Consider the following 15874-nt stretch of genomic DNA (forward strand, 5'->3'; position numbering starts at 1 on the left):
TAACCAACTGAGCTAAGTAGCCATTCCAAATTGTTGTTCACCAAAAAGCACGTGTCTTGTTGGGAACGGGGCGCATTATGCGGAGTTGAGCCAAAACCGTCAATACTTTTTTGTAATAAATCCAGATAAAGCTATCGTTCGGTTTCTTTTTGAACAAAGCGCCGTATTTGTGATCGAAATACACCGCCAATCACTAATAAAAGCTGGGTTAATAACTCATGTATAACGCGTTAATCACTGTTAATAAAAAAGAGCCAGTACGATAACTGGCTCTTAATATTAAAGGAACTAGGGGAGTCTAACGTATTGAATTATACGTTGAATCTGAAGTGCACAACATCACCGTCTTTCACGATGTAGTCTTTGCCTTCTAGACGCCATTTTCCTGCTTCTTTTGCCCCGCTTTCACCTGAATATTGGATGAAATCGTCATAACCAACAACTTCAGCTCGGATAAAGCCTTTTTCAAAATCAGTATGGATTTTACCTGCTGATTGAGGTGCTGTTGCTCCTACTGGAATTGTCCAAGCTCTAACCTCTTTTACACCTGCGGTAAAGTAAGTCTGTAACGTTAACAGATCGTAGCCAGAGCGGATTACGCGGTTAAGGCCCGGCTCTTCAATGCCCATATCCGCTAAGAATTCTTCACGATCTTCGTCATCAAGTTCAGATAATTCAGATTCAATGGCAGCACATACAGCCACGACCACGTTGTTTTCTTGCTCTGCGTATTCACGAACGGCATCTAAATAAGGGTTATTCTCGAATCCATCTTCACTGACGTTAGCAATGTACATCGTAGGTTTGAGGGTTAGGAAGTTCAGATAGCCAATGGCATTCAGCTCTTCTTTGCTTAATTCAACCGTACGAGCCATGCCACCTTCGGTGAAAACAGGAAGCAGTTTCTCTAGGACCGTTATTTCAAACTTAGCGTCTTTGTCACCGCCTTTGGCTTTCTTTGCGTTACGCTGAAGAGCACGCTCACAAGAATCCAAGTCAGCAAGAGCAAGCTCTAAGTTGATCACCTCGATATCGTCAATCGGTGAAACCTTGCCAGATACGTGAATAATATTGTCATTCTCAAAACAACGAACTACGTGACCGATAGCGTCAGTTTCGCGGATGTTAGCTAGGAACTTGTTGCCAAGGCCTTCCCCTTTTGATGCTCCAGCAACAAGGCCTGCGATATCAACAAACTCCATGGTTGTTGGCAGTATTTTTTGAGGGTTTACAATCTTTGCAAGTGCGTCAAGACGAAGATCGGGCACAGGTACGATGCCTGTATTTGGCTCGATCGTACAGAAAGGGAAGTTTGCTGCTTCGATGCCTGCTTTAGTTAGTGCATTAAATAGTGTTGATTTGCCGACGTTTGGCAATCCAACTATGCCACATTTAAAACCCATGATAGTAACCTTATTCTGCTTTGAACGTATGTAAGCGGTTTTGTGCCTTGGTTAGACCATCTTTTAATAAGATGTCTAAGCATCGAACAGATTCGTCGATGGCTGCGTCTAAACATTCCTGCTCTTTTGCAGGAGCTTTACCAAGCACATAACCTGAAACTTTGTCTTTATGTCCAGGGTGGCCTATGCCAATCCTCAAACGATAAAATTCTTTATTATTAGCCAATTTGCTAATGGTATCTCGTAGTCCGTTATGTCCACCGTGACCGCCTCCTTTTTTGAACTTCGCGACTCCGGGTGGGAGATCAAGTTCATCATGGGCAATCATGATTTCTTCCGGCTTGATTTGATAAAACTTGGCCAACGCACCAACGGCTTTACCTGATAGGTTCATAAAGGTCGTTGGGATCAGTAAGCGGAGATCGTCACCGTTGACAAGAATGCGTCCGGTTAAACCATAAAATTTACTTTCACTTTTTAAGGTAACGTTATGGACTCTGGCTAGTTCTTCCACAACCCAAGCTCCGGCGTTGTGTCGTGTTCGGGTGTATTCAGCCCCCGGGTTAGCTAGACCAACAAGCAGTTTAATTTGCTGACTCAAAGTTTAGATCTCTCTGGAATATCAAAAAGCGCGGTATCATAGCACAGAAAAGAGGCTTGGCTCTAGCTTGGCGCTAGATATAAAAAAGCACTTCAATAGATGAAGTGCTTTCAGTGTAATTACTGGTTTAAGAGTAGAGACTCTTAACGCGTTTAACGTAAATTAGTTAAACATCGCAGAGATAGATTCTTCATTGCTGATGCGACGAATCGCTTCAGCGAGCATGCGAGATAAGCTGAGTTCTGTTACTTTGCCCGTTGCTTTCATCTCTGGAGACAGAGAAATCGAATCAGTCACGATCACTTGGTCAAGTACTGAATTTTTGATGTTTTGTGCTGCAGTACCAGAGAAAACAGCGTGAGTCGCGTAAGCAAATACTCGCTTAGCACCGCGTTCTTTCAGCGCTTCTGCTGCTTTACATAGAGTGCCACCTGTATCGATCATATCATCAACGATGACACAATCACGGCCTTCAACATCACCAATTAGGTTCATGACTTCTGAAACGTTAGCGCGTGGACGACGCTTATCAACGATAGCGATATCTACATCACCCAGTGCTTTTGCTGTTGCGCGAGCACGAACAACGCCGCCAAGGTCAGGGGAAACAACGACTGGGTTATCTAGGCCACGGTTTGCCATATCTTCAAGCAATACGGGTGTACCAAAGATGTTATCTACAGGTACGTCGAAGAAACCTTGAATTTGCTCAGCGTGCAGGTCGATAGTTAGAACGCGGTCAACACCAACGTTTGATAGGAAGTCTGCAACAACCTTAGCCGTAATTGGCACACGAGCTGAACGGACACGACGGTCTTGACGTGCGTAACCAAAGTATGGGATTACAGCAGTAATACGGCCAGCTGAAGCACGGCGCATTGCGTCAATCATTACCACCAATTCCATTAGATTGTCATTGGTTGGTGCACAAGTAGATTGAATCAGGAATACATCACTACCACGAACATTTTCATTAATTTGTACTGCAACTTCACCATCAGAAAAACGGTCAACAGTAGCATCTCCAAGAGAGATGTATAAACGATCAGCAATACGTTGGGCTAGTTCAGGTGTTGCATTACCAGCAAAGAGCTTCATATCAGGCACGGTGGAAACCTCAGGGTTGCGTCCAGTTTTTAAGTAAATTCGGTGTGGGCTTTTTTATAAAAAGCCAATGTCTCTTTTAACGGGGAAATATTTCGTCCTTTCGTCACAAAAGCAGAGACGGTATCAGAGAGTAATTCTAAAACTTGATTCGCGCTATCTTTGCTGTCAAATTCTGCAAAAATACAAGAACCCGTTCCAGTCAGTCTCGACGGCGCGTATTGTAGCAGCCATGAAAGTTGCTGATCAACCTCTGGGTACAGCATTCGTACAATTTTTTCGCAATCGTTTTCGTAATCCCCGTTTAGCAGCACATTTAGCGGCTTTTTTGGTGTGTCACGCGTTAAATTAGGGTGAGTAAAAATGTCAGCCGTTGAGATACTGACCTGAGGTTTTACCACCAAATACCATTTTTCGTCGGGCTTGGCTTCGGTGAGCTTTTCACCAACGCCTTCAGCAAACGCAGAGAACCCTCGAACAAAGACAGGCACATCCGCTCCTAATGCGAGTCCAATACGGGCCAGTTCATCATCGCTAAGGTTAAGTTGCCACAAATGGTTTAAGGCCACGAGTACTGTTGCTGCATTTGATGATCCGCCGCCGATACCGCCCCCCATTGGTAGGACTTTATGGATGCCTATTTCAGCGCCAAACGTACATTGGCTATAACGTTTCAGTGCATCTGCTGCTTTCCATATCAGGTTGTCGGTGGTTTCCACCCCATCGATTGGATTGAGCAGCGTGACATGGCCTGATTCATTGGACGTGATAGTCAGTTCGTCCCCATGTTCGAGAAACTGAAACAAAGTTTGAAGTTCATGGTAACCGTTATCTTGGCGGCCTGTTATGTACAGGAAAAGGTTAAGTTTGGCAGGAGATGGCCAGCGAGTGGTGCTCGGAATCATGCTATAAAATCCAGTTGGCAATGACTAAATTGATACTTGTATCTTGATGAATAAGCCTAATTTTTCTAGGTAACGGTAGGACAGAGCCTTGATATTCAACATCTTGATAGGATAAGAATTGAAGTCGCCACTGCTGTTGTCCAACTGTTTTTTGCAAAGTGCTTAATGTGTTGTTGTCGTTTAACTGGTAAGTATCAGCAAGGGTCGGGTTTCCTAACAACCAATCTTCAAGTTGTTTAATTGGGATCGTTAAGCCAGTTAGCTGTTCAATCAATACATCGGCACTTTGGTGAGAAAGGGTTTGGTTATCGTAGGTGTTCACCACCGAACCGGATTCTGTTATTGATAAATTTAAAACAGTTTGACCGATAAACGTTGTCAGGCGAAGCTGCTCTAGTACAGGTGTGTGCTTCCATTGAAAGTTTAATGATTGGCGCTGCTCTGGAGAGATATATCCCAGTTTTCCGATTGTTTTATACTGGGTAATAGAACGCAGTTTGTCCAGGTGAGCTTGCCATTCGACACTGGTTTGGCTTTCTGGAAGAGTTGAACAACCGGCCAAAAGCAAAACTGTGAATATAAAAGAGATAAGTCGACGAAAGATAATCATAACTGGTTGCACTTTGTACTATTCTCGTTAGCCAATGCCCATTACTATAACATTGATATCACGAAGTCAGAAAAACAAATCGCGTTCACTCTTTTAATAACGGGGGGCATCAAGTAAAATTCCCTGCCTACATGTCTTTCCCTTAATCTGAGAACTTTCTATACATGTCCTTGCTTGTTATTGGCATCAATCACAATACAGCGTCTGTTGATTTGCGAGAAAAAGTCGCGTTTGGCCCAGATAAATTATCTGAAGCGTTAAAGCAACTGGAAGCAAATACAAACGTGCATGGCAGCGTCATTTTATCGACCTGCAATCGCACAGAGATTTATTGTGATACTAAGTCGGCCACAAAGAGCAAAGTCATCGAGTGGTTAACCCACTTTCACCAAGTGAGTCCCGAAGAGCTAAAACCGAGTATTTACACCTATGAAGAACAAGCGGCCATTCGCCATTTAATGCGAGTGTCATGCGGGTTAGATTCTTTGGTGTTAGGTGAGCCTCAGATTTTAGGGCAGGTCAAACAAGCGTATGCTGATGCTCGTGATGCAAAGTCCGTCAATTCATCGGTCGAGAAGTTATTTCAAAAAGCATTTTCTGTCGCGAAACGGGTACGCACTGAAACGGAAATTGGCGGAAGTGCGGTGTCTGTTGCTTATGCCGCTTGTACGCTTGCTAAACACATCTTTGAGTCTCTTGCTGATTCAACGGTGTTGTTGGTGGGGGCCGGTGAAACGATTGAACTGGTCGCAAAACATTTAGCCAGTAACGGGTGTTCAAACATTATAGTGGCTAACCGAACTCGTGAGCGGGCGTTAGGGCTTGCGGATCAATTTGGCGCGCATGTTATCAGCCTGGAAGAAATTCCCAGCCACTTGGCTAAAGCCGATATTGTGATCAGTTCAACGGCAAGTCCGTTACCGATCATTGGTAAAGGAATGATAGAAACAGCACTCAAAGCGCGCAAACATCAACCTATGTTGTTGGTTGATATTGCCGTACCGCGAGATATTGAGTCTCAAGTAGGCGATCTTAACGACGCTTATCTATATACTGTCGACGATTTGCAATCCATTGTTGAAAGCAACATGGAACAGAGGAAAGTCGAAGCAATACAAGCTGAAGCGATCGTGAGTGAAGAAAGTGCCACATTTATGACTTGGCTGAGATCATTGCAAGCGGTAGATAGCATAAGAGAATTTCGCAATACCTCGAATGAAATCCGAGAGGAGTTGCTGGCAAAAAGCCTTCAGTCACTCCTTTCTGGCAGTGAGCCTGAAAAGGTATTGCTAGAGTTAAGCAACAAACTCACCAATCGATTGATACACGCTCCCACTCGTGCGCTTCAAAGTGCAGCAGAGCAAGGGGAGCCCGCTAAGCTGGCTGTTATTAGGCAAAGTTTGGGGCTCGATGAACTGAAATAGTTGTCATCGCGAATAAATCATTTTATATGGAAGGTCACTTTTGAGTGACCTTTGTAACCTAAGTTAAGAAAAGAATTATGAAAGCATCGATTTTAGTAAAGCTTGAAACTCTTGTTGAACGCTATGAAGAAGTTCAACATCTACTTGGCGATCCAGATGTCATTGGTAACCAAGATAAATTCCGTGCTCTTTCAAGAGAGTACTCACAGCTAGAAGAAGTAACGACGTGTTTCCAAGCTTATCAGCAAGCTCAAGAAGATTTAGAAGCTGCTGAAGAAATGGCAAAAGAAGACGATGCTGAAATGCGTGAAATGGCGCAAGAAGAGATCAAAGAAGCAAAAGAAGCGATTGAACGTTTAACCGACGATCTACAAATTCTATTAATTCCAAAAGATCCCAACGATGAGCGTAACTGTTTCTTAGAAATTCGTGCTGGAGCTGGTGGCGACGAAGCGGGCATCTTCGCCGGAAACCTGTTCCGTATGTATTCTAAATTTGCTGAGAAAAAAGGCTGGCGCGTCGAAGTGATGAGCTGCAATGCTTCAGAGCAGGGTGGTTACAAAGAGATGATCGCGAAGATCAGCGGTGAAGCGGTTTACGGTACCATGAAGTTTGAATCAGGCGGTCATCGCGTACAACGCGTACCTGAAACCGAATCTCAAGGTCGAGTTCATACTTCTGCGTGCACCGTTGCTGTGATGGCTGAGATTCCGGAAGCCGACTTGCCAGAAATTAAAGCGGCTGATTTGAAAATTGATACGTTCCGTGCCTCTGGTGCGGGTGGACAGCACGTCAACACCACTGATTCTGCTATTCGTATCACTCACTTACCGACGGGTACGGTCGTTGAGTGTCAAGATGAGCGTTCGCAACATAAAAACAAAGCAAAAGCCATGACAGTCCTGGCTGCGCGTATTGTTCAAGCGGAAGAAGCTCGTCGAGCAGCGGAAGTGTCAGATACTCGTCGTAATCTGTTAGGCTCTGGTGATCGTAGTGATCGTATTCGTACGTATAATTACCCTCAAGGTCGAGTATCGGACCACCGTATTAACTTGACTTTATATCGCCTAACCGAAGTGCTTGAAGGTGATATGCAAAGCCTGGTTGATCCTGTGATACTCGAGCACCAAGCGGACCAACTTGCCGCGCTAGCTGATAATAACTAAGTTAGTCGATTGTGTTAACGGTAGAACAAACATTAAACAGCGCTATTGCAGCGCTTCAAGAGAGCGGCAGTGAATCGCCTTCCCTTGATGCCGCGGTATTGCTTTGTCATAGCTTAAATAAACCTCGTTCATTTTTATTAACCTGGCCAGAAAAAGAGCTGACTCAGCAGCAAGATGATGATTTTAAAAACCTTCTTGAGCGGCGTATCACCGGTGAGCCCATTGCATATATTGTTGGTGAACGAGAGTTTTGGTCATTGCCGTTGAAGGTTTCTCCAACGACGTTAATCCCTCGCCCAGATACAGAAAGGTTAGTTGAACTGGCCCTTGATAAATCGGTGGGTCAATCAGGTTCGATCTTAGATTTGGGAACGGGGACAGGTGCAATAGCGTTAGCTTTGGCTTCTGAAATGCCAGAGAGAACCGTCATTGGCATCGATCTCAAGCAAGACGCTCAACACCTCGCGGCTGAAAACGGAAAGCGTTTGGGTATCACAAATGCACGATTTTTATCAGGAAGTTGGTTTTCCCCACTCGATAGTGGAACAAAGTTTGCTTTAATTGTTTCCAATCCGCCTTATATTGATGAAAGCGATCCACACCTTGCATTGGGAGATGTTCGCTTTGAGCCTATGAGTGCCTTAGTGGCGCAAGAAAATGGTTTAGCCGATATTCGAACGATATCGGAGCAGGCTATCGGTTTTCTTGAAGAAGACGGATGGCTGATGTTTGAGCATGGCTTTGAACAAGGCGCTCAGGTAAGAGATATTTTGATAGCGTTGGGTTACCAGCATGTTGTCACAGAAAAAGATTATGGAAATAACGATCGAGTTACTCTCGGTCAATGGAAGACAAACCAATAAGAGAGCTGTAAATGTACGAAGGAATTAAACATTTTCATATGCTGACTATCGCGTTAAGCGCAACGTTACTGTCAGTACGTTTTGCCCTGATGATGGCAGATTCAAAACTCGTCAATAACCCGGTTTTAAAAATATTCCCTCATGTTAATGACACGCTATTGCTTCTTTCTGGCTTTGGTTTGATGTTTGTTACCGGCTTTGTTCCTTTTACACCAGAAGGTGCTTGGTTAACGGAAAAAATCACCTGCGTTCTTGCCTATATCGCGCTGGGATTTTTTGCTTTAAAACTTGGCAAAAACAAATGGCTAAAGACCTTTTCATTCTTTGGTGCTTTAGGTTGGTTAGTTATGGCAGCAAAAGTCGCGATCACTAAAACCTCGATGTTTATGTAAGCATCATGGTTATGATAGACATACTAGGGTGTGGTAAAGCAATCGGTCGGAAGCGATCATACAGAGTTAAACGGATGGGAATACTGCCCATTCATACCCCAATAAATACAGGTACAGGCAATCGTTAATGCGAGAACTTTTTGACGAAGATTTTGACTCATTAGAGTTGGCTGAGGGAGCGTTAGTGCTTAACAAAGCCGTCAACCCAGCAACGCAAAAACAATGGGCTGAAAATGAACTTGAGCGCCTTTTATCTGAAGCCGAGCTTGCCCTTTGTCATGAGAATAATGAAAAACAGAAGTTTGAATCATTCTTACGTTTATTCTATCAAGAGTGGGGATTTAAAGGGGATAAGGATGCGTACTTTAATTCTAATAACGCGTTCATTGATAAAGTATTAGAGCGTCGTAAAGGCATTCCAGTCAGTTTAGGTGCGCTGATTTTGTACCTAGGTCGGAAACTTGGTTTTCCCATTGAAGGGGTCACTTTTCCAACGCAATTCATTATTAAACTGACCTGGTACGGCGAGAAGCCTCTCTACCTAAACCCGTTTGATGGTGAATATGTGTCAATGCATACACTGCAAGCTTGGCTCATTGGTCAAGAAGGGCCTCTTGCACAAATAAAATCCAAACACCTGGACGTTGCGGATAATCCAACGATTATAGGTCGTTGGTTAGCATTATTAAAAAGCTCGTTACTTCGAGAGGAGCGCTATACTTTAGCGTTACAATGTTCAAATTTGGCGCTGACGTTTGTCCCTGACGATCCATACGAAATCCGTGATCGAGGTTTTATTTATCAGCAGCTCGATTGCCATCAAATTGCTTCGTCTGATTTTCAGTATTTTGTTGATCAGTGCCCAGATGACCCTGCGAGTGAACTGTTAAAAAATCAAATCAGTGTCATGAGTGAAACCTGTGTGGTTGTTCATTAAAGCCAATACAGTGATTAAGTGCGTTCATTAGGTAGACAAGTTCATTAAACAATCAAACCAACTCAATAATGAAATCACCAAGCTGCCAAAAGTGCATTAGACAATTAAACCGTACGCTAAAAGGCCCATTGGATAGCGTGCGAGTCATAACAATATAGAGAGAATAAAATGGAACAAAAAGTAGTTAATATTGGTGATATTCCAGTAGCTAACGATAAGCCATTTACCTTATTTGCTGGGATGAATGTTTTAGAGTCTCGTGATCTCGCGATGCAGATCTGTGAACACTACGTTAAAGTGACCGCGAAACTAGGCATTCCATACGTATTTAAAGCATCATTTGATAAAGCGAATCGTAGCTCAGTGCATTCTTACCGTGGCCCTGGTCTTGATGAAGGCATGAAGATATTTCAAGAAATCAAAGAGACTTTTGGTGTGAAAATCATCACGGACATTCATACAGAGGCGCAGGCTCAGGTCGTTGCTGATGTTGTGGACGTTATCCAGTTACCTGCGTTTTTAGCGCGCCAAACCGATCTTGTTGAGGCGATGGCTAAAACTGGCTCTGTGATTAATGTTAAGAAACCACAATTCATGAGCCCAAATCAAGTAGGTAACATTGTCGATAAATTCGCTGAATGTGGTAACGAGAATATCATCCTATGTGAGCGAGGCTCTTGCATGGGGTACGATAACTTAGTCGTGGATATGCTTGGTTTTGGCGTCATGAAAAAAGCATCTAACGGCAGTCCAATCATCTTTGATGTGACACATTCACTGCAAATGCGTGACCCTTCTGGAGCAGCATCTGGTGGGCGACGTGAGCAAACCGTAGAGTTAGCAAAAGCGGGCTTAGCAACAGGGATTGCTGGTCTATTTATTGAAGCGCATCCAACGCCCGACCAAGCATTATGTGATGGCCCGTCAGCGTTACCTCTTGATAAACTTGAGCCGTTTTTAGCCCAGATGAAAGCACTTGATGATTTGATCAAAGGGTTTGCACCTATTGATATTAAATAGTGAGTGATATTAAGTAGCCAGTGAGATCGAGTCGCGTGTGTGCTTTTAGGGCAATCGTCTCTGATTTAACTTAATAACACGGCGCACTTTCTTTCTAAGGCCATCATTTTGATGGCCTTTTTTGTATCTGGCGCAGCCAATTGCCCTGACTTCAGCGTAATTCATGCCTAACTTCACAGTAAAACGTTTGCTTGTGATCCATTGAAATGCGATATGAAAACATTCAATTTCGTTACACTTTATTCACTTATTTATAGTGATCTAATCGACATAAATATGAAATCTTCGTGTACGGTTTGCTGTGTTAATTTAGACTGGTTCAAGTTTATTGAGCCATAAGCACCAAAAATATGGTGTGGTCTATTCTATATGGGTCGATATTAAATGCAGTGGATCCCCCAACAGTTCAAAGGTATGACAATGAAGCAAGGCCTTATTCTAAAAACGACGCTAAGCGCAGCGATTCTTGCAACTCTAGCAGGTTGTGCAACTCAACCTACTCATGAGTGGGAAGCAGATACAACATATAAACTGACCGTTTTACACACTAATGACCATCATGGTCGTTTTTGGCAAAACAAATACGGTGAGTACGGTATGGCAGCACGTAAAACGTTGATCGACGAATTACGTACAGAGATTCGTGCTGAAGGTGGCAGTGTATTGCTTCTTTCTGGTGGCGATATCAATACAGGTGTACCAGAGTCTGATCTACAAGATGCTGAACCTGATTTTAAAGGTATGAACAAGATTGGTTACGATGCGATGGCATTAGGTAACCACGAGTTTGATAACTCTCTTGAAGTTTTAGCACAGCAAATCGATTGGGCTAACTTCCCAATGTTATCGGCTAACATTTACGACAAAGCAACGGGCGAGCGTAAATTCCAAGCTTACGAAATGTTCACTAAGCAAGGCATCAAAATTGCTGTTATCGGTTTAACCACTGAAGATACAGCGAAAATTGGTAACCCAGAGTTTATTGGTAGCATTGACTTCCGTGACCCTAAAGAAGAAGCAAAGAAACTGATTGCTGAATTAGAAAAAACAGAAAAACCAGACCTTATTTTCGCTGTGACACACATGGGTCACTATGAAGATGGTAAGCGTGGCATTAATGCGCCTGGTGATGTTGCTTTAGCTCGTTACCTAGATGAAGGCTCACTGGATATGATCGTTGGTGGTCACTCTCAAGAACCTGTTTGTATGGAAGCGCCTAATGTCGTGACCAAGAAATTCAATCCTAGTGATGAATGTAAGCCAGATATGCAAAATGGTACTTACATTGTACAAGCGCACGAATGGGGTAAATATGTTGGCCGAGCTGACTATGAATTCCGAAACGGTGAACTTGAAATGGTCAGCTACGATTTGATTCCTGTTAACTTGAAGAAGAAAATTAAAGTTGATGGTAAATCTCAACGTGTTCTTATTGAAGACGAAATTGCTCAAGATCAAGAGCTTCTTGAATTCTTGCGTCCTTTCCAAGAGCAAGGTCAAGCTCAGCTGAATGAGAAAATCAGTGAGATTAATGAGAAGCTTGAAGGCGACCGTAATGTGGTTCGTTTCCAACAAACCAACCTGGGTCGTTTGATCGCAACAGCACACATGGAACGCGCGAAGGCAGACTTTGCCGTAATGAACTCTGGTGGTGTGCGTAACTCGATTGAAGCGGGCGACGTAACCTATAAAGACGTTCTGATTGTTCAACCATTTGCCAACATCCTTACGTATACTGACATGTCAGGTGCTGAGGTTATCGATTACCTAAATGTGGTGGCAACTAAACCGGTTGATTCAGGTGCGTACGCACAGTTTGCTGGTATTTCAATGACGGTTGAAAACGGTGCAGTATCGAATGTGATGATTGCTGGCAAACCGCTAAACGTTGAGGATACGTATCGCTTTACCGTACCAAGCTATAACGCGGCTGGTGGCGATGGATATCCAAAACTGACCGCTCATCCAGGTTTTGTAAACACAGGGTTTGTTGATGCTGAAGTATTGAAAGAATACTTAGAAGCAAATAGCCCAGTTGATGTAAGCCTTTATGCACCTTCAGGTGAAATGGTCTACAAATAAGCATTAAAATAATAAACCAGAGCGATAGTAATGGTTTGATATAAGTAAAGAAGCGGTGCACTCAGGTGCGCCGCTTTTTTTTTCATACAATCTATGGTCTATTAAGCACTTGGTTTTTCGTGACGGATGACACGCGAGTAAAGGACAGCCACATGACGCCTGCTATAGAGTGTGCAATTAAGAATAAAGTGCCGCATAAGATCCACCAGTATGAACATGATCCCAGGGCGAAAAGTTTTGGGTTAGAAGCCGCAGAGGTGTTAGGGCAAGATCCAAGCACCGTCTTCAAAACTCTATTGTTTTGTTTAAATGGGGAGCCCAAGAACTTAGCGGTAGCCATTATTCCAGTTGAAAACCAGTTAAGCCTTAAGTTAGCGGCAAAAGCGGCGAAGGCCAAAAAAGCCGCCATGGCAGATGCGAATATCGCTCAAAAAGTCACGGGCTATGTGGTTGGTGGAATCAGTCCACTTGGGCAAAAAAAACGATTGCCCACGTTTATTCATATGAGCGCGACAGAGCGACCGTCAATATGCGTGAGTGCAGGAAAGCGTGGTTTAGAGATTGAACTTTCCCCGCAAGATCTTGCTCAATTGACCCATGCACATTTTGCTTGTTTGTGTGATTGAATCGCTGATGCGAAACTAAAAAGGCCAAATACACAAAATGTATTTGGCCTTTATTATGTATTTTTAAGCTTGATAGCTATGTACTAAGTTGGAGCTATGTACTAAATCGGAGCTACGTAATAAATAGGAGCGCTTATTTGATCTCTTCTTCCATTTGAGCATTATCGACGATGTGATTTTCGCCCAAATCATGAGGTAAAACTAGGTTAAGAAGAATAGCCACGATACCACACAGGCTAACCCCTTGCAGGCTGAACTCCCCAATACCAAATGCCATGCCACCGATACCGAAAACAAGTGTCACGGCGACAATAACAAGGTTGCGTGATTTGTGTAAATCGACGTTATTTTTAATCAGGGTATTCAAACCAACCGTTGCAATTGAGCCAAACAGTAAAATCATAATACCGCCCATAACCGGAACTGGGATGGTTTGAAGCAATGCGCCCAGTTTACCAACAAGCGCGAGAACAATCGCTGTCACTGCTGCCCATGTCATGATGACAGGATTAAAAGCCTTGGTAAGCATAACGGCACCCGTGACTTCACTGTATGTTGTGTTTGGTGGCGCCCCCATCATTGAAGCCGCGATGGTCGCTACTCCATCACCCGCAATTGTGCGGTGTAAACCTGGTTTCTTGAGATAGTCTTTTTTGGTCACATTTGAAATCGCAAGCATATCACCCACGTGCTCGACAGCCGGTGCAATGGCGACTGGGATCATAAATAGAATGGCATTGATATTGAATTCAGGCGCAGTAAAGTTCGGCAGAGACAGCCATGCTGCTTGAGCCACTGGAGTAAAGTCGACAACACCGAAGTATAGGCTAAGCGCGTAACCTGCCATGATACCGCCGCAAATAGGTAATAACTTAAGAAAACCTTTCGCAAAAACACTGATGGCAATCGTAACGACAAGAGCCACACTTGAGATCCAAAGAGAAGCAGTGCCGTCAATCAGTTGAAGACTACCGTCCCCTGTTTTTCCCAGTGCCATATTAACCGCAACTGGGGCTAAGCCTAAGCCAATAACAATGATCACTGGGCCAACAACCACAGGTGGGAGAAGTTTGTGAATGATCTCAACACCTTTAACTTTGATAACCGCGCCCATCAACACATAGACAAAGCCAGCTGCCATCAGTCCGCCCATGGTGGCGCCAATACCCCATGTTTGTACCCCAAACATAATCGGTGCAATAAAAGCAAAAGATGAAGCTAGAAAAATGGGTACAGATCGACGAGTCATTACTTGGAAAATAAGCGTACCCACACCAGCACCAAAAAGGGCGACATTGGGGTCAAGCCCAGTAAGCAATGGCACAAGTACAAGTGCACCAAAGGCGACAAAGAGCATTTGTGCACCCTGAATAGCATTTTTCATGGTAGTTTCCTGTTGGTTGAAGTGGTCGTTGTGGTTGAACGGTTAGCTGGAAAGCCGATGTTAAAAAACGAAGGGATTTTAGCACCTACGAAAACGTTTGCGGTGGGGTAGATCAAATTAATTCACATAAATTATGAATTCTGATTGCTATTGCGGCAGTCTTAGTCAAATTCTCACGGTATCTTGAAGTCCATTTCTTGCTCACGGGTAGATAGTTGCTTATCATCTACTTTCGCTAGCCATTATGTAGGAAACATATGCGTCATTTAGTTTTATTGATCGTAAGTTTATTGTCTGTCTCTGCTCACGCTCTGACCAATGTCGATTTATATCGCGCCGAAATTGTCATCGATCAGGAAAAAGATAACGGAGATGCTGCTGCGCGAGTGGCAGGTATGAAAGAAGTCATCATCCGAGCTTCCGGTGATCGCACTGCGATTGAAAATGAGGTGATAAAAAAAGCACTGAGTCAGCATTCTCAATATTTATCTAAAATCAGTTATGACCAAGTCAATGAACAATCAACGATACGTATGGGGTTCAATGCGCCTCAGATTCGTGGTCTGCTCAGTCAAGCTCAAGTCCCATTTTGGCCTGAATCTCGTTCGAACTTGCTGGTTTGGTTAGTCGAAGACTCAAACTTTGAACGTAATATTTCCTGGGAACACTCATCAACGGCTGTCCTTAACGAGATAAAAAGTGAAGCGCAACGTCGCGGATTACCCATTACTTTGCCTATTGGGGATTTTGATGATATTACAGGCATTTCCATCGCTGATGTCTGGGGTGGATTCGTTGAGCCAATTAGTACGGCAAGCCAGCGTTATCCGAGTGATGCAGTTTTGGTCGTTCGCTCTCAAGGGAACAATCTTCGTTGGACGCTTTATGATCAAAAGCCATCGAGTATGATGTCACGCACTCAAGCACCTATTACCGGCACTGAGTCAGGCTCCCAATCTGCTGCAGATATGATCAATACGGTTAGCGATTACTACGCGAATAAAAATGCTGTCATGGTTGCGAGTGAATCTTCGGAATCTGTGATCGCTCAATTTACCTCAATAGACAGTGCACTTGATTTCTTCCAATTGGAAAATAATTTAAAAGCATTGTCTTCTGTTGCTTCCCTCGATATCGTTAAAATTCAAGGGACAACCGTGACATTTAATGTGCATTTACTGGCGTCTCAAGCAGAGTTCGAACAGGAAGTGCTTCGCATTCAAGGTATCAATAAAGCGACTGAGACATTTCCTCCTAGCGAGTTGAATGCCCCCGACAATTTGGACCACTCTGGTTCAGAAAATAGCGCTGCTGATACGGATGTTGTTGGTGAACCAGTGATTGTGGAAGCTGCAGC

General features: G+C 43.7%; 15 protein-coding genes. 9 read left to right on the forward strand and 6 right to left on the reverse strand.

Going from position 1 to position 15874, the window contains the following annotated elements; genetic code table 11:
* Positions 1–311: 311 nt before the first annotated feature.
* The 5 genes from ychF to lolB form a co-directional block, all read right to left on the reverse strand.
* Positions 312–1403: a redox-regulated ATPase YchF gene (gene ychF / locus ACP45E_RS11275; RefSeq protein WP_017034452.1), complete on the reverse strand. Its 1092-nt coding sequence runs from the start codon at positions 1401–1403 to the stop codon at positions 312–314.
* A 10-nt stretch (positions 1404–1413) separates the two neighbouring features.
* Positions 1414–2004: an aminoacyl-tRNA hydrolase gene (gene pth, locus ACP45E_RS11280; RefSeq protein ID WP_017034453.1), complete on the reverse strand. Its 591-nt coding sequence runs from the start codon at positions 2002–2004 to the stop codon at positions 1414–1416.
* A 162-nt stretch (positions 2005–2166) separates the two neighbouring features.
* Positions 2167–3111 carry a ribose-phosphate pyrophosphokinase gene (locus tag ACP45E_RS11285; protein WP_017040933.1) on the reverse strand — a complete coding sequence of 315 codons (945 nt, stop codon included), beginning with the start codon at positions 3109–3111 and terminating at the stop codon, positions 2167–2169.
* Positions 3112–3140: 29 nt separating this feature from the next.
* Complete coding sequence (ispE, locus tag ACP45E_RS11290) at positions 3141–4013, reverse strand: 4-(cytidine 5'-diphospho)-2-C-methyl-D-erythritol kinase (protein ID WP_017034455.1); 873 nt, start codon at positions 4011–4013, stop codon at positions 3141–3143.
* A gap of 1 nt (position 4014) precedes the next feature.
* Positions 4015–4623: a lipoprotein insertase outer membrane protein LolB gene (lolB, locus tag ACP45E_RS11295; RefSeq protein WP_017038376.1), complete on the reverse strand. Its 609-nt coding sequence runs from the start codon at positions 4621–4623 to the stop codon at positions 4015–4017.
* A gap of 164 nt (positions 4624–4787) precedes the next feature.
* Between lolB and hemA the strand changes: the two genes are divergently transcribed.
* The 8 genes from hemA (at position 4788) to ybaK (ending at position 13133) form a co-directional block, all read left to right on the forward strand.
* Complete coding sequence (gene hemA, locus ACP45E_RS11300) at positions 4788–6047, forward strand: glutamyl-tRNA reductase (protein ID WP_017034457.1); 1260 nt, start codon at positions 4788–4790, stop codon at positions 6045–6047.
* A 77-nt stretch (positions 6048–6124) separates the two neighbouring features.
* Positions 6125–7213: a peptide chain release factor 1 gene (gene prfA, locus ACP45E_RS11305; protein ID WP_017034458.1), complete on the forward strand. Its 1089-nt coding sequence runs from the start codon at positions 6125–6127 to the stop codon at positions 7211–7213.
* 11 nt (positions 7214–7224) lie between these two features.
* Positions 7225–8076: a peptide chain release factor N(5)-glutamine methyltransferase gene (gene prmC / locus ACP45E_RS11310; protein ID WP_017034459.1), complete on the forward strand. Its 852-nt coding sequence runs from the start codon at positions 7225–7227 to the stop codon at positions 8074–8076.
* An 11-nt stretch (positions 8077–8087) separates the two neighbouring features.
* Positions 8088–8468: a SirB2 family protein gene (locus ACP45E_RS11315; RefSeq protein WP_017034460.1), complete on the forward strand. Its 381-nt coding sequence runs from the start codon at positions 8088–8090 to the stop codon at positions 8466–8468.
* Between the two features lie 127 nt (positions 8469–8595).
* On the forward strand, positions 8596–9405 hold the full coding sequence (locus tag ACP45E_RS11320) for a SirB1 family protein (RefSeq protein ID WP_017034461.1): 810 nt from the start codon (positions 8596–8598) through the stop codon (positions 9403–9405).
* Between the two features lie 168 nt (positions 9406–9573).
* Positions 9574–10425: a 3-deoxy-8-phosphooctulonate synthase gene (kdsA, locus tag ACP45E_RS11325; RefSeq protein ID WP_017038377.1), complete on the forward strand. Its 852-nt coding sequence runs from the start codon at positions 9574–9576 to the stop codon at positions 10423–10425.
* 420 nt (positions 10426–10845) lie between these two features.
* Complete coding sequence (gene ushA / locus ACP45E_RS11330) at positions 10846–12507, forward strand: bifunctional UDP-sugar hydrolase/5'-nucleotidase UshA (protein WP_017034463.1); 1662 nt, start codon at positions 10846–10848, stop codon at positions 12505–12507.
* A 152-nt stretch (positions 12508–12659) separates the two neighbouring features.
* On the forward strand, positions 12660–13133 hold the full coding sequence (gene ybaK / locus ACP45E_RS11335) for a Cys-tRNA(Pro) deacylase (RefSeq protein ID WP_017034464.1): 474 nt from the start codon (positions 12660–12662) through the stop codon (positions 13131–13133).
* 133 nt (positions 13134–13266) lie between these two features.
* Here the strand turns inward: ybaK and ACP45E_RS11340 are convergent, their stop codons facing one another.
* On the reverse strand, positions 13267–14517 hold the full coding sequence (locus ACP45E_RS11340) for a uracil-xanthine permease family protein (protein ID WP_017034465.1): 1251 nt from the start codon (positions 14515–14517) through the stop codon (positions 13267–13269).
* 257 nt (positions 14518–14774) lie between these two features.
* On the opposite strand from ACP45E_RS11340, the gene ACP45E_RS11345 reads away from it, so the two are divergent.
* The coding region (locus ACP45E_RS11345) for a DUF2066 domain-containing protein (RefSeq protein WP_069585021.1) at positions 14775–15874 on the forward strand (1100 nt) is incomplete at its 3' end.

Source organism: Vibrio genomosp. F10 str. 9ZD137 (genome assembly GCF_049974785.1).
Lineage (GTDB): Bacteria > Pseudomonadota > Gammaproteobacteria > Enterobacterales > Vibrionaceae > Vibrio.